Annotated in this window: 15 protein-coding genes and 6 tRNA genes; all 21 read left to right on the top strand. The window is 58.2% G+C overall.

The window, feature by feature from the left end; translation table 11 throughout:
- Positions 1-114 precede the first annotated feature (114 nt).
- The 21 genes from GT571_RS03345 (at position 115) to GT571_RS03245 (ending at position 19,180) form a co-directional block, all read left to right on the top strand.
- A complete protein-coding gene (locus GT571_RS03345) occupies positions 115-801 on the top strand; it encodes an N-acetylmannosamine-6-phosphate 2-epimerase (protein WP_022094877.1) in 687 nt (228 codons plus the stop codon).
- Between the two features lie 98 nt (positions 802-899).
- Positions 900-1,820, top strand: coding sequence for an RNase adapter RapZ (gene rapZ / locus GT571_RS03340; protein WP_022094878.1), 921 nt, complete (start codon positions 900-902; stop codon positions 1,818-1,820).
- A 6-nt stretch (positions 1,821-1,826) separates the two neighbouring features.
- On the top strand, positions 1,827-2,756 hold the full coding sequence (gene whiA / locus GT571_RS03335) for a DNA-binding protein WhiA (RefSeq protein WP_035138886.1): 930 nt from the start codon (positions 1,827-1,829) through the stop codon (positions 2,754-2,756).
- 193 nt (positions 2,757-2,949) lie between these two features.
- A complete protein-coding gene (gene gap / locus GT571_RS03330) occupies positions 2,950-3,975 on the top strand; it encodes a type I glyceraldehyde-3-phosphate dehydrogenase (protein WP_022094880.1) in 1,026 nt (341 codons plus the stop codon).
- A 140-nt stretch (positions 3,976-4,115) separates the two neighbouring features.
- Complete coding sequence (locus GT571_RS03325) at positions 4,116-5,306, top strand: phosphoglycerate kinase (protein WP_117564871.1); 1,191 nt, start codon at positions 4,116-4,118, stop codon at positions 5,304-5,306.
- Positions 5,299-6,066, top strand: a complete 768-nt coding sequence (tpiA, locus tag GT571_RS03320) for a triose-phosphate isomerase (RefSeq protein WP_089572945.1) — start codon at positions 5,299-5,301, stop codon at positions 6,064-6,066. Before GT571_RS03325 ends, tpiA begins: the two co-directional genes overlap by 8 nt.
- Before the next feature lie 5 nt (positions 6,067-6,071).
- Positions 6,072-7,625, top strand: coding sequence for a 2,3-bisphosphoglycerate-independent phosphoglycerate mutase (gene gpmI, locus GT571_RS03315; protein ID WP_161155454.1), 1,554 nt, complete (start codon positions 6,072-6,074; stop codon positions 7,623-7,625).
- Positions 7,626-7,791: 166 nt separating this feature from the next.
- Positions 7,792-8,046: a preprotein translocase subunit SecG gene (gene secG / locus GT571_RS03310; RefSeq protein ID WP_006236144.1), complete on the top strand. Its 255-nt coding sequence runs from the start codon at positions 7,792-7,794 to the stop codon at positions 8,044-8,046.
- A gap of 293 nt (positions 8,047-8,339) precedes the next feature.
- The gene (locus GT571_RS03305; RefSeq protein WP_192934623.1) at positions 8,340-10,016 is read left to right on the top strand and encodes a peptide ABC transporter substrate-binding protein; all 1,677 of its coding nucleotides are present in this window, start codon (positions 8,340-8,342) and stop codon (positions 10,014-10,016) included.
- A gap of 156 nt (positions 10,017-10,172) precedes the next feature.
- Complete coding sequence (locus GT571_RS03300) at positions 10,173-11,210, top strand: ABC transporter permease (protein WP_117637996.1); 1,038 nt, start codon at positions 10,173-10,175, stop codon at positions 11,208-11,210.
- Positions 11,211-11,224: 14 nt separating this feature from the next.
- Positions 11,225-12,160 (top strand): ABC transporter permease, encoded by a 936-nt coding sequence (locus tag GT571_RS03295; protein ID WP_117770484.1) that lies wholly within the window; start codon positions 11,225-11,227, stop codon positions 12,158-12,160.
- A gap of 2 nt (positions 12,161-12,162) precedes the next feature.
- The gene (locus GT571_RS03290; RefSeq protein ID WP_022094887.1) at positions 12,163-13,254 is read left to right on the top strand and encodes an ABC transporter ATP-binding protein; all 1,092 of its coding nucleotides are present in this window, start codon (positions 12,163-12,165) and stop codon (positions 13,252-13,254) included.
- Positions 13,254-14,282, top strand: a complete 1,029-nt coding sequence (locus GT571_RS03285) for an ABC transporter ATP-binding protein (protein ID WP_022094888.1) — start codon at positions 13,254-13,256, stop codon at positions 14,280-14,282. The genes GT571_RS03290 and GT571_RS03285 overlap by 1 nt, the downstream gene beginning before the upstream one ends.
- A 597-nt stretch (positions 14,283-14,879) precedes the next feature.
- Positions 14,880-14,969, top strand: a tRNA-Leu gene (locus GT571_RS03280).
- A 59-nt stretch (positions 14,970-15,028) separates the two neighbouring features.
- Positions 15,029-17,374 (top strand): GAF domain-containing SpoIIE family protein phosphatase, encoded by a 2,346-nt coding sequence (locus tag GT571_RS03275; protein WP_161155452.1) that lies wholly within the window; start codon positions 15,029-15,031, stop codon positions 17,372-17,374.
- 81 nt (positions 17,375-17,455) lie between these two features.
- Positions 17,456-18,202, top strand: coding sequence for an anti-sigma factor antagonist (locus GT571_RS03270; RefSeq protein WP_161155450.1), 747 nt, complete (start codon positions 17,456-17,458; stop codon positions 18,200-18,202).
- Between the two features lie 105 nt (positions 18,203-18,307).
- Positions 18,308-18,383 (top strand) — tRNA-Gly (locus GT571_RS03265).
- A gap of 35 nt (positions 18,384-18,418) precedes the next feature.
- Positions 18,419-18,492 (top strand) — tRNA-Cys (locus GT571_RS03260).
- 42 nt (positions 18,493-18,534) lie between these two features.
- A tRNA-Gly gene (locus GT571_RS03255) sits at positions 18,535-18,610 on the top strand.
- 416 nt (positions 18,611-19,026) lie between these two features.
- Positions 19,027-19,102 (top strand) — tRNA-Gly (locus GT571_RS03250).
- 3 nt (positions 19,103-19,105) lie between these two features.
- Positions 19,106-19,180 (top strand) — tRNA-Val (locus GT571_RS03245).
- Positions 19,181-19,581: the final 401 nt, after the last annotated feature.

Here is a 19,581-nt window from a genome sequence, read left to right as displayed (position 1 = left end):
GGTGCCGCAGGATGACGTGAAAGAGGAGCGAAGCGAACTTCGGTACGCGAGCGACGGTTTGAACGTCAAGGTGCGGTGTCTCAGAAGGCTATTTTGAGAAAGGTTGAGTCGAACATGACCGTCGATCCTTTGATTCAATCCCTGAAGGGCAAGCTCGTCGTGAGCGTTCAGGCCTATATGGGCGAGCCGCTTCGTACGCCCGAGACCATGGCTCAGATGTCTCGCGCCTGCGAGCTTGGCGGCGCCGCCGCTATTCGCTGCCAGGGTCTTGCTGACATCGCCGCCATTAAGGGCCGCTGCGAGGTCCCCGTCATTGGCTTGTGGAAGGATGGGCACGAGGGCGTCTACATCACGCCGACGCTGCGTCATGCTCGTGCCTGCGTTGCCGCCGGTGCCGACATCGTGGCAATTGATGCCACTGATCGCCCGCGTCCCGATGGCAAGACCGTCGAGGATACCTTCCGTCCGCTGCACGAGGAGGGCGTGCTCCTGATGGCCGACTGTGCCACCATCGAGGATATTCGTCGTGCTGTCGACATGGGCTTCGACCTGGTGTCCACCACGCTTTCTCATGGTGTTGCCGCTATCGATTGCACCATGGCCGATGGTCCCGACCTGCCGCTCCTGCGTCAGGCGACCGAGGAATTCCCCGGCCTTCCCATCATCTGCGAGGGCCGCGTGCACACGCCCGAGGAGGCCCGCGCCGCGATTGATGCGGGAGCCTGGGCAGTTGTCGTCGGCACCGCCATCACGCACCCCACGAGTATTACAAGTTGGTTCAAGGCTGCGCTTGAGGCGTAAGACAGGCCTCGTATCCGCTTGGGGCGGTATACTCAATAAAGGCAATTGATCGCGCGGGATCCGCTGGCCGGGTCCCGCGCTTGTTTTAGGAGGCACACATGCAAAAGGGAGATGCCATGGATGCGGCGGAGCGCTCGGAGCGCATCCCCGATATCGTCATCATCACCGGAATGTCCGGATCGGGCCGAACGCAGGCCATGCATGTGTTCGAGGACATGGGCTACTTTTGCATCGACAACTTGCCTCCGCGTCTGATCGCCCAGCTTGCCGAACTCGTCGGCATCAATACGGGCGTGGGCAGGCATCTTGCCGTCACCTGCGACCTGCGCAGTCAGGGCTTGTTCGATGAGCTGCTCGATGCCGTTGCCGCACTCGAGGAGCGCGAGATGAGCTGTGACATCGTGTTTCTCGAGGCCTCTGACGAGGTGCTGATCCGTCGTTATAGTGAAAACCGCCGCCGCCATCCCATTGCCAAGCCGGGGGAGACTACGGCCGATGCGATTCAGCGCGAGCGCCTGCAGCTGCAGGGCGTTCGCGACCGAGCTGACATGATTATCGATACGAGCCGCTTGCGCACCTCTGCTCTGCGCAACAAATTGCGCATGGCGTTCTCCGAGTTGTCCGACCAGCAGCTCATGGACGTTCACGTGTTCTCGTTTGGCTTTAAGCACGGTATGCCCGTCGAGGCGGACATTATGATCGACGTTCGCTTCCTGCCCAATCCGTTCTACGATCCCGAGATGCGCACCATGACCGGTCTCGATAAGAAAGTCTCCGACTTTGTTCTGGACCATCCCAAGACCCAGGAGTTCTGGAAGGCCTGGACGCAGCTGCTCGATACGGTCATGCCCGGCTATATCGCGGAGGGCAAGCCACAGCTTTCTATTGCCATCGGTTGCACGGGCGGTCAACACCGCAGCGTTGCCATCGCCGAGGCCACGGCACGTTATTTGGAAGGCGCCCAATATCACGTGAGCATTTCTCATCGCGACTTGTCGCGCGCCAACACGAAAGCATAGGCCTGCATGTCGTTTACCGCCGAGGTGCGTGACGAGCTCGCGCGCTGCGAACCCGAATGTGAATACTGCGATTTGTCGACGCTTGCCGCCCTGACGCGTGTGAGCGGTACACTTTCGCTGGCCGGCTCCGGGCGGTATCGTTTGACGGTCGCGACCGAGACGGGTGCCGTCGCGCGCACGATGATCACACTGACGCATCGCATCCTTAAGCTCAAAACGGAATTCACCGTTCGTAAGTCGGTCTTGCATAAGGTCCGTAACTATCTCATTACCCTGCCCGATCAACCCGACCTGGACAAGGCTCTGGTGCTGCTGGGCATTCTCGACCGCAGGGGAGGGCTCGTCGCTGGTGTTCCCCGGCACATCGTTGCCCGTCCCTGCTGCAGGCTTGCCTACATCCGCGGCGCGCTCATCGCCGGCGGTTTCGTGGCCGATCCCCGCGGCGACTTTCATTTGGAGATCGCGGTGCAGGGCGAGCAGTATGCCCGGGGACTTTGCGATCTATTGGAGCAGATTGGGGTCCATGCGCGCGTTAACGCGCGGCGCGGGTCCTTTGCCGTCTACATTAAGAGCGCCGAGGAGATCGAGCAGCTCCTAAAGCTGGTCGGCGCCAAGCGCAGCGTTGCCGAGATCGAGGAAGCGCGCGCGGTCAAATTGGTTAAGAACGACGTGAACCGTCGCGTGAATGCCGAGCTGGCCAATCAGACCAGAAGCGCGGGTGCCGCCCAGCATCAGCTTGCGTTGATCGATGAGCTCGAACAGCGGGGTTTGCGCGACACGCTTCCGGACGCCTTGGCGGTCTTTTGCGACCTGCGCGAGCGCTATCCCGATCTGTCACTGCGCGATCTGGGGGAGATGGCTGACCCTCCCTTGTCGAAGTCGGCCCTCTACCATCGAGTTTTGAGGCTTGAAAAGCTCATTGAAGCAAACAGGTAGTCTAAAGTATCGACTTATATACGGATTTAGCTGCTATTTTATTCTTTAAAACGTTTTAACGTAAATTTGATTTTCAATTTCGAGCATTCTCGTGAAATTCAAGTCAAAAAAAAGGTATATTAGGCGAGTGGTTAGTTTGTGGGCCTCAACGGCAGGCGCTGTAGCTTGCGGGGGCCTTACGAAAGGAGACACAATGGCAGTAAAGGTTGCTATTAACGGCTTCGGTCGCATCGGTCGTCTGGCTTTCCGTCAGATGTTCGGTCATGAGGGCTCCGAGATCGTCGCTATCAACGACCTCACCTCTCCCGATATGCTCGCTTACCTGCTGAAGTACGACTCCACGCAGGGCAACTACGCTCGCGATCACGAGGTCGTTGCTGGCGAGGATTCCATTACCGTTGACGGCAAGGAGATCAAGATCTACAAGGAGGCCGACGCCAACAACCTGCCTTGGGGCGACCTCGACGTCGACGTCGTTCTCGAGTGCACCGGCTTCTACACCAGCAAGGCTAAGGCTCAGGCCCACATCAACGCTGGCGCCAAGAAGGTCGTCATCTCCGCTCCGGCCGGCAGCGATCTGCCCACCATCGTGTACAACGTCAACCATGAGACGCTGACCGCTGAGGACAACATCATCTCCGCTGCTTCCTGCACCACCAACTGCCTCGCCCCGATGGCCAAGGGTCTGAACGACTTCGCTCCCATCGTGTCCGGCATCATGACCACCATTCACGCCTGGACCGGTGACCAGATGCCGCTCGACGGCCCGCAGCGCAAGGGCAACAAGCGTCGTAGCCGTGCCTGCGCCGTCAACATCGTCCCCAACACCACCGGTGCTGCCAAGGCTATCGGCCTGGTTCTCCCCGAGCTCAACGGCAAGCTCATCGGTGCCGCCCAGCGCGTCCCGACGCCGACCGGCTCCATCACCAACCTCTACGCTGTCGTTGACAAGAAGGTCACCGTCGACGAGGTCAACGCCGCTATGAAGGCCTACGCTGCCACCATCTCCGAGACCTTCGGTTACAACGAGGACGACATCGTCTCCACCGACATCATCGGCGAGACCCATGGCTCCATCTTCGATGCCACTCAGACCATGTGCTCTGACCTCGGCAACGGCCAGACCCTCGTTCAGGTCACCTCTTGGTACGACAACGAGAACTCTTACACCTCTCAGATGGTTCGCACCATCAAGTACTTCGAGAAGTTCGTTGCTTAATTTAGCTTTTAGCGAATAGCTCGTTGAGCGTCTAAAGAAGGGCGCGGCCTTATAGGGCTTACACCCTAGGGTCGCGCCCTTTTTATAGGAAATCGTCTGCCGTAATGGGAGGCAGACACGTACGAAAGGTAGAAGCAAACATGGCCTTTACCAAGAAGACCGTCCGCGACATCGATGTCGACGGCAAGCGCGTTCTCGTCCGCGTTGACTTCAACGTGCCTATCAAGGATGGCGTCGTTGGCGACACCACCCGTATCAAGGCTGCCCTGCCCACCATCAACTATCTCGTTGAGCACAACGCTCGCGTCATCCTCATGAGCCACCTCGGCCGTCCCGATGGCACCGGCTTCCAGCCCGAGCTGTCCCTCGAGCCCGTCGCCAAGAAGCTCGCCGAGCTCTCTGGTCTCGACGTTGCCTTTGTCGCCGACACTTACGGCGAGAAAGCTGCCGAGGCTGTCGCTGCCGTCGAGCCGGGCAAGGTTCTCGTTCTCGAGAACGTCCGCTTCGATAAGCGTGAGAAGAAGAACGATCCCGAGATCGCCAAGAAGCTCGCTTCCTATGGTGACGTCTTCGTTCTCGATGCCTTCGGCACCGCTCACCGCGCCCAGGGTTCCGTCGTGGGCCCCGCCGCTTACCTGCCTGCCGTCGCTGGCTTCCTGCTCGAGAAGGAGGTCGACACGCTGACCGGCATCTTCGCCGAGCCCGAGCGCCCCTTCGTCGCTATCGTCGGCGGTTCCAAGGTTTCCTCCAAGATCGGCGTTCTCGATCACCTCATCGACTCCGCTGACACCCTGATCATCGGTGGCGGCATGGCCTACACCTTCTTCCTGGCTCAGGGCCTGACCGTCGGTCAGTCCCTCAAGGAAGAGGACTGGGTCGAGCGCGCCGGCGAGATGCTCAAGAAGGCCGAGGAGAAGGGCGTCAAGATCCTGCTCCCCATCGACAACCGCGTTGCCGATCACTTTGGCGAGGACGCTGTCCCCGAGGTTGTCGCTTCCGACGCTATCCCCGACGATCGCGAGGGCATGGACATCGGCCCCAAGACCGAGGAGCTTTACGCCGAGGCCGTCAAGGGTGCCAAGACCGTGTTCTGGAACGGCCCCATGGGCGTCTTCGAGTTCGACAACTTCGCTCACGGCACCCAGGCTATCGCCGAGGCTGTCGCCGAGGCCGACTGCACCTCGATCATCGGCGGTGGCGACTCCGTCGCAGCTGTCAACAAGTTCAACCTGGCCGACAAGATGAGCTGGATCTCCACCGGTGGTGGCGCTTCCATGGAGCTCGTCGAGGGTAAGGCCCTGCCCGGAGTGGAGGCGCTTCTCGATGCCTAATCGCACCCTTCTTATCGCTGGTAACTGGAAGATGAACAACGACGTCGCCGAGGCCGCCAAGCTCGCCGACGAGCTGGCTCAGGCTCTGCCCGAGGTTCCGGCTGGCGTCGAGGTGCTCGTCTGCCCTCCGACCATCGACATCACCACGGTTCATGACCGTATTCAGGCTGCCCCCATCGCCCTCGGTGCACAGAACGTGTACTGGGAGGCCAAGGGTGCCTTCACCGGTGAGTCCTCTTGCGACATGCTCAAGTCTGCTGGCTGCACCTACTGCATCATCGGCCACTCCGAGCGTCGCGACTACTTCCACGAGACCGACGAGGATCAGAACAAGAAGGCCAAGGCTCTCGTTGCCGCCGGTCTTGTTCCTGTCTTCTGCTGCGGCGAGTCCCTCGAGGTCCGCGAGGCTGGCACCTATGTCGAGCACGTCGTGAACCAGGTCAAGGCTGGCCTTGCTGGTCTTGAGATCACCTGCCCCAAGCAGGTCGTCGTCGCCTACGAGCCCATCTGGGCCATCGGCACCGGCAAGACCGCTACCGCCGAGGACGCTCAGGAGGTCTGCGGCGCTATCCGTGAGACCCTCAAGGAGATGTTTGGCGAGGAGCTCGCCGACGGCATTCGTGTCCTTTACGGTGGTTCCGCTAAGCCCGGCAACATTGCCGAGCTCGTCGCTAAGCCCGACGTTGACGGCGCCCTCGTGGGCGGCGCTTCGCTCAAGGCTGCCGACTTCGCCTCTATGGTCGTCAAGGCAGGCGAGTAGGACATATGGCACAGCGTCATCTTCCTGCACTCCTGATCATCATGGATGGTTGCGGCCTTGCTCCGGCCGATGGCGAGAACGCCGTCGCCGCTGCTAAGACGCCCTTCCTTGATAGCCTGTACGCTCAGTACCCCCACACCACGCTCGGCGCTTCGGGCGAGGACGTGGGCCTTCCCGATGGCCAGATGGGTAACTCCGAGGTGGGTCACCTCAACATCGGTGCCGGCCGCATCGTGTTCCAGGAGCTTTCGCGCATCAACAATGCCATCAAGGACGGCTCCATCGCCAAGAACGAGGTCTTCGTCAAGGCTATGGACGATGTCAAGGCCGAAGGCAAGACTCTTCACCTCATGGGCCTTATGAGCCCTGGCGGTGTTCATTCTCACATGAACCACGTCGAGGCTCTGGTCAAGATGGCTGCCCAGCATGGCGTCAAGACCGTTCGCGTCCACGCCTTTATGGATGGCCGCGACGTCGACCCGCAGTCCGGTGCCGGCTACATGAGTGAGTTTTGCGCCTTCCTGGCTAAGATCTCCGAGGAGACCGGTTGCGACGCTCGCGTTGCCACCGTTTCGGGCCGCTATTGGGCCATGGACCGCGACAACCGTTGGGAGCGCATCCAGCGCGCCTACGATGTCATGGTCAACGCGTCCGATGCCGATACCGATCCCGTTGCCGGTATCAAGGCCTACTACGAGAAGGATCCGCGCGGCGACGAGTTCGTCGAGCCCTTCGCTGCCCACAACGAGGGCATCCACGAGGGCGACGCGGCCATCTTCTTCAACTTCCGTCCCGACCGCGCTCGTCAGATGACCCGCGTGTTCACGGACAAGGAGTTCGACGGCTTTGAGCGCGAGCAAATCAAGCTCTCGCACTTTGTGACGATGACCGAGTACGACCCGACGTTTGACGTCGAAGTCGCCTTCCCCAAGACGTTCCCCGAGAACGTCCTGGCCGACGTTATCGCCGCCAATGGCCTGAAGCAGCTGCACACCGCCGAGACCGAGAAGTACGCTCACGTGACGTTCTTCCTCAACGGCGGCATCGAGGAGCCCAAGGAGGGCGAGGAGCGCGTGCTCGTCGCTTCCCCCAAGGTCGCTACCTACGATCTGCAGCCTGAGATGAGCGCTCCCGAGGTTACCGAGAAGCTCGTCGCCGCAATCAACGAGGATCGCGCTGATTTCTACATCGTGAACTTCGCGAACTGCGACATGGTTGGTCACACCGGTGTCTTCGACGCCGCCGTTAAGGCCGTCGAGGCTGTTGACGATGCCCTGTCCAAGGTTGTCCCGGCGATTCTCGCCAAGGGCGGCTTTGCGCTGATTACCGCCGACCATGGCAACGCCGATCACATGTTTGACGTTGCTTCCGACGGTTCCAAGCATCCGTTTACGGCTCACACCACCAACCGCGTGCCGTTCATCATCGTTGATGAGAAGGTCAAGCTCACCGGTATCGAGGACGGCCGTCTTTCCGATATCGCTCCGACCATGCTCACCATGGCTGGTATTGAGCCTTCCGCCGAGATGACGGGTCGCGTGCTCGCCACCGAGGCCTAATAGGAAAACAAATATCGTTTTCTAGTAGGGGGGTTGTCCACAACTGGACGACCCCCTTTTTTGGTATTTCTGCCATTTCTACCCCGTCCATAAATGGCAGGTGGGGGAGTGTTGGGGGTTGTGGTACAGTACTGGAGTTTGAATTGTTCTATTAAGGAGCTTATCTATGGGTCCGTTCCAGATTCTTCTGTTTGTCGTTTGGGCTGTCTCTGCCGTGGCGCTGACGATTCTCGTCCTGATGCATTCCGGTAAGGGCACCGGCGTTTCGGATATGATCGCTAGCTCGCTGTATAACTCCAGCTCCGCCACGGGCGTCATGGAGCAGAACCTCGATCGCCTGACGGTAATTATGGCCGTCGTTTTTGCCGTGTGTGTCGTCCTGTGCATGTTCTTCTTCCCGCAGGGCATCGTCGGCTACTAAGCATCGGCGTTTATACGTTTGTAAAGGGTCCCGCATGTGCGGGGCCCTTTTTGTTTACAGACTTGTAACAGAGTCAAAATATCCCCACATACTTCGCCCAACTAAAGAAATTCTCGACCGTTAACCGGAATTAGCCCCAAATCGTGCATAAAATGCGCTACTGTATTGCAAAACGTTGGTCTGTTGTGCATAACCAGCCATAGCAGCGGGCGGCGTTTTGATGGTTCGGATCGGATTGTCTCGACATATGTCCGACTGAACATTTCTTTGTCCTATCTCATAAGGAGGATGGCATGGCTGATTCTATGTTCCACCAGCCCGTTATGGGTCGTCGCGCCTTTGTCGGCGGTACCCTTGCTGCGAGCTCCATGGCTTTTCTTGCCGCATGCGGCAAGAAGGGCGGCGACGCTTCCGGTTCTGAGTCCGGTTCGACGCTGAACTTCTACATTAACAACCCGGTCTGCATCGACCCCTACAACGTCCAGGAGGATCAGGGCACTCAGGTCGAGTACCAGCTGTTCGATGCTCTGACCTCTTACGACGCCGAGAAGGGCAAGATCGTCCCGCTGGCTTGCGAGTCCTTCGAGGCCAACGACGACGCCACCGAGTTCACCTTCAAGATCAAGAAGGCCAAGTTCCACAACGGTGACGACGTTACCTCCAAGTCCTTCAAGCTCGCTTGGGAGCGTCTGGTCAACACCAAGTCGGCCATCGCTACCGAGTACGGTCCTTCCGAGGTCTCCTATCACCTTTCCATGGTCGAGGGCTATGACGATCTACTTGCCGGTAACGCTACCGAGCTCAGCGGTGTTACTTGCCCCGACGATGAGACCCTCGTCGTTAAGCTGTCTTCCGCTTACGCCGACTTCCCCTTCGTCGCCTCTCACCCGGCTCTGTCCCCGGTTCCCGAGTGCGCCGAGTCCGATGTCAAGAGCTTCTACCTTGCCCCGATCGGTAACGGCCCGTTCATGATGGACGGCAAGTGGGAGGATGGTCAGGAGATCAACCTCAAGAAGTTCGACGATTACTATGGCGACAAGGCCAAGATCGATGGCATCCACTTCCAGGTCATCAAGGACATGGAGACCGCCTACAAGGAGTTCCAGGCCGGTAACCTCGATATCTGCGACGTTCCCGTTGCTCAGATCGACGCTGCCAAGAAGGATCGCGGCGTGTCCAAGGACGGCTACACCATGGGCGACGGCGAGCGCATGCTGCTCGGCGCCGAGCCTTCCACCTACTACCTGACCTGCAACACCACGGCCGAGCCGTTCAACAACGCCGACCTGCGCAGGGGTATCTCCCTGGCCATTAACCGCGAGGCCATCTGCAAGACCATCTTCAAGGGTACCCGTACCCCCGCCGACGGCATTGTTCCTCCGGGCATCGATGGCTACAAGGAGGGCGCATGGGAGTTCTGCGCCTACGACGTCGACAAGGCTAACGAGTACCTCGACAAGGTTGCTCCTGCCGGTGCCAACGGCGACCGTGGCATTAGCGTGACCCTTTCCTACAACCAGGACGGTGGCCACAAGGAGATCATGGAGTCCATCATCGGCGACCTCGCCAAGGTCGGCGTTACCGCCGTCTCCGATACCCCTGAGTGGTCTGCGCTGCTCGAGCAGTACCAGAACTTCAACTATCAGTTCGGTCGTCTGGGCTGGATTGCCGACTACCCGATCATGGACAACTTCCTGTATCCGCTGTTCCACTCCGACTCCCTCGGTGGCGACAACCGCTCTGGTTACAACAACCCTGAGTTCGACGCCAAGGTCGACGAGGCTCGCACCACGGTTGACGACGAAGAGCGCGTCGCTAAGATGCAGGAGGCCGACGCAATGGTCGCTGCCGACTGCCCGGTCATCCCGGTGATGTTCTACACGCACACCATCGCCGGCTCCGATCGCATCAAGCACCTCTATGTCGATCCGCAGAAACACGCCGAGCTGGGTACCGCTGAGCTCGCCTAAGAGTTTGCAGCTTCCGTGAGGGTCAAGTATTTACGTAGACCTCATGGGAAACATACAGTTCTCCCTAACCTGGGGTAAACTGGCTGATGGTAATTTTGGGATGCCGGTCTGGCGATCGGCATCCCATTTAGGTTAATCCCTAGATAGGGGAGTGGTATGGGTAAGTACATCGTTAAACGTGTGCTTCAGTTCATCCCGGTGTTTTTGGGCGTTACGCTGATTCTGTTCGCCCTCCAGAATATCGTGCCGGGAGATCCGATCAAGCTGATCGGTGGAGACAAGGCTCTGTCCCCCGAGGTGGAGCTTCAGCTTCGCGTTCGCTATCACCTGGTCCAGACGGACGAGGACGGCAATGCGATCCTTGACGAGAACGGCGACCCCGTTCAAACGTCGCTCGTGGACCGTTACTTGTATTACATGAACGGTCTGCTTCATGGCGATCTGGGCAATTCGTACCAGCGCAAGCTGCCGGTTACGGAAATCTTTGCCCAGAAGTATCCGTATACGGTCAAACTTGCCGCGTGCGCCATCGTGCTCGAGGCAATCATGGGCATCGGTGCGGGTATCATTTCGGCGGTTAAGCGTTATTCCTTCTGGGATATTTTGGTAACGCTCACCACGTCGATTCTCGTTGCCGTCCCGGCCTTCTGGCTCGGTATGTTGCTGCAGCTGTTCTTTGGCGTCATTCTCAAGGACGCCACCGGCGGTGCATTCTCCATGCCGATCTCGGGTGCCGGCGGTTCCAGCTCTCAGTATCAGGATTGGATGCACTATGTGCTTCCGACCATTACGCTGGCTTCGGTATCGACCGCTTATGCCGCCCGCATTATGCGCTCGCAGCTGCTTGACGTCATGAACCAGGATTACATCCGTACGGCAAAGGCCAAGGGTCTCTCCAATCGCGCGATCATCATCAAGCATGCGCTTAAGAATGCACTCATCCCCGTCGTTACCTATATTGGTGTCGACTTTGGTGGCATGCTTTCGGGCGCCATCCTGACCGAGACGGTCTTTAACTGGCCCGGTATCGGCTATGAGGTCTATCGCGCCATTAGCATGCGTGACTGGCCCATCGTTATGGGCGGCGTTACGCTCATTGTCGTCGTCGTCATGGTGATCAACCTGCTCGTCGACATTAGCTATGCATTCCTCGACCCGCGCATCCGCCTTGGCGGTCCGTCGGATAAGGCCTAAGGGAGGTACGTCTCATGCAGGAAACTGATTCTCAGTCTCAGGAGCAGGCTACCGCCACCAAGGCCGCATCTGCTCCCGCCAAGTCCCGCACGCTGTGGGGCGACGCTTTTAAGCGTCTTCGTAAGAACAAGCTCGCCGTTATCGGTGTCTGCTGGATCATCATCGTCGTTTTGGTTGCGCTGACTGCCGATCTGTGGGCGAAGCCCTGGCTCGGTTCGCCGACGGCTTCCGACTCGACCACCATGGCCGAGACGTCGCTGCTGGCTCCGTGTGCAGAGCACCCGTTTGGCACCGACGCCCTTGGCCGTGACATTCTCGTCCGCGTTATCTACGGCGCACGCGTTTCGCTGTCCGTCGGCATTATGGCCACCGCCATCTCCACGCTGATCGGTCTGGTCATGGGCGCTCTGGCCGGTTTCTATGGCGGCATCTGGGATACGATCATCATGCGCTGTGCGGATATCTTCCTGGCGTTCCCGTACGTGCTGTTCGTTGTCGCCATGATCGCCGTTATCGGCCGTGGTCTTCAGAACGTCTTTATCGCCATCGGTATTCTCGGTTGGCCTTCGATTGCGCGCGTCTTCCGCTCTGCAATCTTGACGGTCAAGGAAAACGACTATGTTGACGCTGCGCGCGCGATGGGTGCATCTGATGCTCGTATTGTCGTGCGTCACATCTTCCCGAACTCCGTCGCCTCCATCGTGGTCTACGCGACCATGAACATCGGTGGCGCCATTCTGACCGAGTCCGCTCTGTCCTTCCTCGGCATGGGCGTTATTCCGCCTACGCCTTCGTGGGGCTCCATGATTCAGGACGGTCAGCAGTATCTTCTGACTGCTCCCTGGATGATGATCATGCCCGGTCTGGCAATTCTCTCGACGGTGCTCGCCTTCACCCTGTTGGGTGACGGTCTGCGCGACGCCCTCGACGTCAAGATGAAGGACGCATAAGGATGAAGAAGAACAAGAACTATGTGGACCTGAAGGACCAGCCGGTTCCCGAGGGCCAGCATCTGCTCGAGGTCGATGACCTTAAGATGTATTTCCACACCGAGGATGGCGTCGTTCGCGCCGTCGATGGTGTCTCCTACACGCTCGATCGCGGCGAGACCCTGGGTGTCGTTGGTGAGTCTGGTTCCGGTAAGTCCGTGACCGCCATGACCATCATGGGTCTTATCTCGATGCCTCCGGGAAAGATTGAGGGCGGCGACGTTCGCTATCGCGGTCGTTCTATCCTCGAGATGACCGAGGAAGAGATGCAGCACATTCGCGGTAACGACATCGCGATGATTTTCCAGGATCCTATGACCTCCTTGAACCCGGTCTATAAGATCGGCAAGCAGGTGGGCGAGGGCCTCCGTCTGCACCGTGGCTACTCCAAGCAGGAGGCACTCAAGCGCGCTACCGAGCTTTTGGACCTCGTTGGTATCCCCGAGCCCGAGAAGCGTGTCAATGAGTATCCGCACCAGTTCTCGGGCGGCATGCGTCAGCGCGTCATGATCGCTATGGCTCTTGCCTGCGACCCCGATATTCTGATTGCCGACGAGCCCACGACTGCTCTGGACGTTACCATTCAGGCTCAGATTATCGAGCTCATGCAGGAGATGCAGGAGAAGAACGGCAACGCCATCATCATGATCACCCATGACCTGGGCGTCGTCGCCGATATGGCCGATAAGATCATGGTTATGTACGCCGGCCGTCCCGTCGAGTTCGGTACTGCTGAGGAAATCTTCTACGAGAGCCGCCATCCCTACACCTGGGGTCTTATCCGCTCCATCCCGGAGCAGGCCATCGAAGAGAAGAAGCCGCTGACGCCGATTCACGGCAACCCGCCTTCGCTCATGAACCTGCCTGAGGGCTGCGTCTTCTCTCCTCGTTGCCCCTATGCGACGGACAAGTGCCGCAAGCAGCGCCCCGAGCGCGTTGTCACCGAGTCTGGTCACTACTCTGCGTGCCACTACTCCGGTGACCCCGAGTTCCTCAAGAACGCTCCTGAGACGTCCCGTACGCGTAAGGATTCCAAGAAGGGAGGCGAGGCGTAATGGCAGATACCAACGAGCGTACTCCGCTGCTGAAGGTCGAGCACCTCTCTAAGGAGTTTCCCGCTGAGTCCGGCATGTTCGCCAAGCGCTTCTCCAAGCGTGTCGTCTCTGCTGTGAATGACATTTCGTTCGAGATTTATCCGGGCGAGACCTTTGGCCTGGTCGGCGAGTCTGGTTGCGGTAAGTCCACCACGGGCCGCACCATCATGCGCCTGACCAAGCCGACGGCAGGCAAAGTGTTCTTCCAGGGTAAAGACGTTGCCGAGATGAGCAAACATGAGATCAAGGACATGCGTCGCGAGATGCAGTTCATCTTCCAGGACCCCTATGCTTCGCTCAACCCTCGTATGACCATCGGCGAGATCGTCTCCGAGCCCATGACCATTCATGGCGTGGGTACCAAGGAGGAGCGCATTGAGCGCGTCCGCGAGCTGCTGGACGTCGTCGGCCTGAACCCCGAGCACATCAACCGCTATCCGCATGAGTTCTCGGGCGGTCAGCGTCAGCGTGTCGGCATCGCCCGCGCGTTCGCCCTGAAGCCCAAGCTGATCATCTGCGACGAGCCCGTTTCCGCTCTGGATGTTTCCATTCAGGCTCAGGTCCTGAACCTGCTCAAGGAACTCCAGGACAAGTTTGGTACCGCATATCTGTTTATCGCCCACGACCTGTCCGTCGTGCAGCACATATCCGATCGCGTTGCCGTTATGTACCTGGGCAAGATGGTCGAGGTCTCGGACTGGAAGACGCTCTATAGCGAGCCGCACCACCCGTACACGCAGTCGCTGCTGTCTGCCGTGCCGGTGCCCGATCCTGATATCCAGAAGACCCGCAAGCGCATCATTCTCGCTGGCGATCCGCCGTCGCCGCTGGATCCGCCGACCGGCTGCCGTTTCCACACGCGCTGCCCGATCGCGCAGGGCATCTGCTCCGAGAAGCTTCCCGAGTTTAAGGAAGTTGCCCCGGGTCACTGCTGCGCGTGCCACTTCGCGGAGCCGTTCCCGATCAAGGAATCGCACATCGACCTGTAGCCGGTTGTTATCGTCCGGGCCCGTGCTGGACTTAGTTTTCAGAACGTCCTCGACCATGGAAACCCCCTTATCCTGCTCCTTCGGAGCTGCGGATAAGGGGGTTTCCTGGTCTGCGGAATGTTCTGAAAACTAAGTCCAGCACGGGCCCTGTGTTACCACTGCAGAGGGGTGCGATTCCTTGATCGCTCACTTTATCTAATAAGAAATTTAGTGAGGCCGGAGCTTTAGCTCCGGCCTCCTTATATAAGGGCTCGGCAAAGCCGAGCCACTAAATTTGCATCAGCCCCCAGAACATGTTTGAGAACTGTGCATGAAGCATGTGCCCCTAGGGCCGGAATGAGGTTGCTTTCCAACGCATTCCGCAGGGGGCGGCATTATTTTGTAGTGCGAAGCGCGAATCAAAATAATGCCGCATGCCCGAGGACGCGTTGGAAAGCAACCTCATTCCTGCCCGAACAGGTCCGTCTACCAGCGCATTTACAAATTCGTAAACTTTTTTGAAAAAAGTGCTTGCACAGTTCTCGAATCATAGGTTATTATCTTCCTCGTTGAACGCGCGGGTCTAACAAAACGAACCGCGAATCAACAACATAGCATGTCGGAGTGGCGGAATTGGCAGACGCGCTAGCTTGAGGTGCTAGTGACCGCTTTTTGGTCATGCGGGTTCAAGTCCCGCCTCCGACACCATCGCATTTGAGAAGCCTCTTCGGAGGCTTTTTTGTTACCGATAGACGGTGAGGTCCACGATGGAAACGCTTGAGCGCAACGAGTGGGCAGACGTTGCCCAACTGGTCGAGATCACGAGCGATGCTGTCATCATCTGTGAGCTCGACGGAACCATTCTGCATGTGAATAATCGTCTGCTCGACCTGATGTGCGAGGAGCGCGCTGATGTCATCAACGGTGATGTCAAAGACGTTCTGTACTCGTCTGCCTTTGAGCGCGCGACCGAACATCGTCTGCCGTTTGAGACCGATGGCTCCGAGAGCGAGCTGATGCTCAAGCTGAGTGACGGGTCCTTTATTCCCGTCTTGGTTCGTGCGGGTTCTGTTACACCTCCGCGTATCTTTGGACGTCGTGCGCCGCGCGTCCTGGTGGCGCTTCACAGCATCGAAGAACAGTATTCCCACGACCGTCAGCTCAAACGTGCGCTATCGGAGCTTAGGGTGGCGAATAAACGCCTTTCGGGCACCCTTTCGGTCATTATGAGTACCGTGGGCTCCGATGAGCTCCCCAGCTTGCTCGATACCGTTTTGAATCAGCTCGTTGGAACGCTCGATGCCTCCGGTGCGGCTATCTATTTTTCCGAGAGCGGCGGCTTTAAGCTCCGCGGTGTTTCTAAGGAGCTTGAGGACAGCTATCTGCCTGAGTTTATGCCGTACGGCGCGGGCATTCCGACCTACGTGCTTCGCGAGTCGCGTGCTTGTCGCCTGTCGATCCAGCAGGACCTTGAGGGCGACCGGGTTGCTTCGGGTATGTTCATGGATTTGGACAATCGTTCCAAGCACTTGCTGCGCGTGCAGGATATGCCCCCGTATCGCAGCGAGATCTGCCTTCCCGTGTTTTACGGCACGCAGGTCCTTGGTGTGTTGGAAGTTGGCTGGAAACGCCCCCAGGCGCCACTTGCCTATGACCTTAACGTGCTCGAGGTCATCTGCGATTACCTGTCTATTCAGCTGGTCGGCATGGCGTCGAGCTTACGTTCGCGCCGCACGGCAGAACTTGGTCGTTCGCTCAACGTGCTGCGCGATGAGCTATTTACCTATCTTGATGATCCGGTTGCTGCTTCGCACGCCGTTTCGTCCGAAATCTGCGCCGTGCTCAATTGCCATTTTTGCCCCGTGGAGTACGATGCGGGCCTCGAAGCTTATGTCATCGATTTTGAGGGCGGCAGTCGCGTGGCGCTGCCGGGAGACCCTGAGTCGCTCTTCTTTTCCACCACCGCACCGGCTGCGCGTTTGGGGGTCGCTTCCGATGGTTTTGAGCCGTCGGTGCTGGGCGGTGCGAGTGCTGATGATCTTAAGCATGTGCGCTTGACCCGCGTCGACGAATCCATGCCTATGGGCGGATGGTTGAGGGCTCATGGCTTGCCGTGCCAGGGCCTCTATGTCGATTCCGGCTTCGAGGCGGGACGCGTTCGTTTGGAGGGCGGCGGTCGGCAGAACAACGATGTAATCGTTCCCGCCGACGTTGCCAAGGGGCCGACGACGCGTGCCTTGCTGCTCCGTGATGGCAGCCAAGAACCAATTGACGACCTTGAATACGACTACCTGGTGCATCTGGCGCATGACTTTGAGCTGATCTATGAAGGCGAGTCTCAAAAACGCGAGGAGCGTCATATCGCTCAGACGCTTCAGGTTGGCATGAGAAATTCGCTTGGTGACGTTCCGGGCATTGCAACCGATTCGGTATACCTATCGGCAACGAATTCTGCGTTGGTCGGCGGTGACTTCTATACGCTTGTCCGACTTCCCGACGATTGTGCCGTTATGATTTTGGGCGATGTATCCGGCAAGGGAATCGAGGCGGCTTCGATGTCAGCACTCGTCAAGACAGCGCTGACGGCCTATGCCTGGGAGGGTGCGGGGCCTGCCCGTATGGCTCGCTCGCTCAATAGCATGCTCATGGGCTTTTCGAGGGTCGAGACGTTTGTGACGGCGTTTATCGCCAAGATCGATCTTAAGGCGGGTCGCGCTACCTATTGCTCGGCGGGACATCCTCCCACTATGGTCATTAGGCCGTCGTCGACGCCGCTTGGCGGCGGCGAGACCTGCGGGGGAGAAGTGGAGCTCCTTGGGTGCCAATCGGGCGTGATCGGTGCCTTTGAGAGCATGGTCTACGAGACGGGCGTGTTTACATTCGCTCCTGGTGACATGCTATTTATGTATACCGACGGAACAATCGAAGCACGTGATCGCTCGGGTGCTTTCTTTGGCGAACAACGCCTTCGCGATCTTTTGCTCTCTGTCTCGGGTGAGGGCGTATCGGGGATCTGCGGTAAGGTCTTGGGCGAGCTTGACCGCTATACCGAGTCGGCGCTGAACGATGACATCGCGCTGGTCTCCCTTGAGTTTTTACGAGGTCGATCGTAGGTCACGACGCCTGACGGGCAAAATCTCTACGGTTGAAGAAACGTGTGCATCGAGCGAGCTCTTTTGGGGAACCATGGTCGTATGAATGAGTGGAATGACATAGCGGTTTTGACGCCACCGGGCGATATCGACATCGCCTCGGTGCCCGCACTGCGCCGACGGTTGGATAATTTGATCGACCGGGGCGTGCGTCGTGTTGTCATCAATTGCCAGACCGTGGGCTTTATCGACTCGACGGGCTTGGCGTTTTTGCTTACACGTGCCAGAGAGCTTATGAGGCATGAGGGGCTGCTTTCGCTCGTTAACGCCTCCGATGAGGTCGTTCGCTTTTTGGAAATTGCCCGACTTGTCGACATCCTGCATGTCGCGGGCCCGGCGCGGGAGTCGATTCCCGCCATTCCGGTGGGGGAGTTGCCGCGATGGAGCAAGAGCGTCGAAGTAAGGCGAGGCATCGAGAATCTCCCGTATTATCGGCACCGTGTGGCCGAGCTCCTCGAATCGCTTCCCCTGAGGCGTGATGAGCGCTATGACGTCGCATTGGCGTTGGGGGAGGCATTGGGTAACGCATATGACCATGCGGGCGGTGTTGGCTGCATCCTGACGGTTCAGGCCTATGGGGACCGTGTTGTGCTCGAGGTGCTTGATCGAGGTGTAGGCTATTCTATCGATGGGGCGAGCGAACCGGTGGCATCCGAGGAACGCGGACGTGGTATCAAGCTCATGCGCATGCTCGTCGATAATGTGGAAGTTGCCCGTCGTACGGATGGCGTCGGCACGCGCGTTCGGATGGTGAAGCTGTTTGGCTCAGCATTGGAATCGTGCGCATAGCGCCTTGACTTGGCGTTATTTACCTGTACGAACTTGCTTTGAGCAACTTTTTTGAAAAAAGTACTTGCGTCTTTAGGACAACTCGCGTAAATTAATAACCCGCAAGCGGACATGGCTCAGTTGGTAGAGCACAACCTTGCCAAGGTTGGGGTCGCGGGTTCGAGCCCCGTTGTCCGCTCCATTGCATTCCCGGACCGTCTCAAGCGGTCCTTTTTCGGCGAAGTGGCCAAGTGGTAAGGCAGAGGCCTGCAAAGCCTTTACCCCCGGTTCGAATCCGGGCTTCGCCTCCAGGCAACATCCGGGCGCTCCGGCGCCCGTTTTGTTTTACATATGCGGACATGGCTCAGTTGGTAGAGCACAACCTTGCCAAGGTTGGGGTCGCGGGTTCGAGCCCCGTTGTCCGCTCCAAGCGCAACAGCCCGACTACTACGGTAGCCGGGCTTTTTCGTACCCGTCGCTTGGGCTCGAACCCGAGAGGGAGCGAGCGTTAGGCAAACGCGGAGCGTTTGTAGCGAGCTGGCGAGGACGCCGACAGGCGGCCGAAGCCGGTGCGGATCCGCGAAAGCGGATACGCGGACGCCCCGTTGTCCGCTCCAACTATCTTACGCGGTTCTAACGAACCGCGTTTTTTGTTGACGCTGCGGGGCACTGGGGCGCCGCTCGCTGCTGGGACTCTTTCCTCGTGATTTCCTCGTGATCTCCGTCCTTCCAATGTAATGAACGGCAAAGCAGGCGGGGGCCATCGCTATCGGGAACTATTTTCAAATTATTTTAAAATAGTTCTTGCATTTGGGTGGATCATCCCGTATATTAAATCCTCGCAGGCGGACATGGCTCAGTTGGTAGAGCACAACCTTGCCAAGGTTGGGGTCGCGGGTTCGAGCCCCGTTGTCCGCTCCATTTGGGCGTTTAGCTCAGGGGGAGAGCGCTTCCCTGACACGGAAGAGGTCAGAAGTTCAAATCTTCTAACGCCCACCAAATGTTCGCAGCTCAGAGACTATGTCTCTGGGCTGTTTTGTTTTATGTCGTCAAATGTGGCACCAGATATTGAACTCAAGATCCGCGTGCGATGATCTTCGCATCCTGTAGGGGCACTGGCTGATTGCATACGTCCTGACCGAGCGTGACCGCAACATGTTGGTCAAGCGCAATCTTTTGGATTATTTTGGCGTGAGCGGCTTGGTTTTGGTAGGATTTGTCAGCGGCTTGACTAAGGGGGTTTTATAACTGCCATGCAGGTAGCCGTGTTGGTAACGTTTTACCGACTTGTCAAATACCCCTCATTTATAATGCGTCTGCAAAATGACTAATTGCTTTGACCTGCTGAAACACTATATGTTGTGTTTGGCCTAAAAAAAGAATACAGGATATAGATGCGT

The organism is Collinsella aerofaciens, assembly GCF_009876115.1.
Taxonomy (GTDB): domain Bacteria; phylum Actinomycetota; class Coriobacteriia; order Coriobacteriales; family Coriobacteriaceae; genus Collinsella; species Collinsella aerofaciens_N.
This window is presented reverse-complemented; position numbering and strand designations above follow the sequence as displayed.